The organism is Pauljensenia sp. UMB1177 (assembly GCF_030217965.1).
Classification (GTDB): domain Bacteria; phylum Actinomycetota; class Actinomycetes; order Actinomycetales; family Actinomycetaceae; genus Pauljensenia; species Pauljensenia turicensis_A.
In genome coordinates this window covers 1-253 of sequence record NZ_JASOOV010000045.1, presented here as the reverse complement: position 1 = coordinate 253, position 253 = coordinate 1, and the positions used below count along the sequence as shown (strand labels likewise).

At 63.2% G+C, this 253-nt stretch carries 1 protein-coding gene; it reads right to left on the bottom strand.

Annotation, left to right across the window (positions count from 1 at the left end):
- The coding region (locus QP442_RS08530) for a hypothetical protein (RefSeq protein WP_285069810.1) at nucleotides 1-196 on the bottom strand (196 nt) is incomplete at its 3' end.
- Between the last annotated feature and the right edge of the window lie 57 nt (nucleotides 197-253).

Sequence of the window (253 nt, the reverse complement as noted above, 5' to 3'; positions counted from 1 at the left end):
ACGCTCCGTCTGGTGCACCAGCAGTGGCACCTACTGGCCCGTCCGGAGCAGCGGCATCAGCAACTAGGAGCACCTCGACAGCGCCACGATGCACCGCGGCGATCCGCCCGCCGTGCATGCGCGCGGCAGCGCCAAGGTTAATTTCCGCGACTTTTAGGTAGGCCGCCCAACGTTCATCAAAGCCCAGAAAACTCATACAACATCCCTTCGCATACCCGAACGCAGCCGAGCCACCGCATGGCGGGTCGCTATC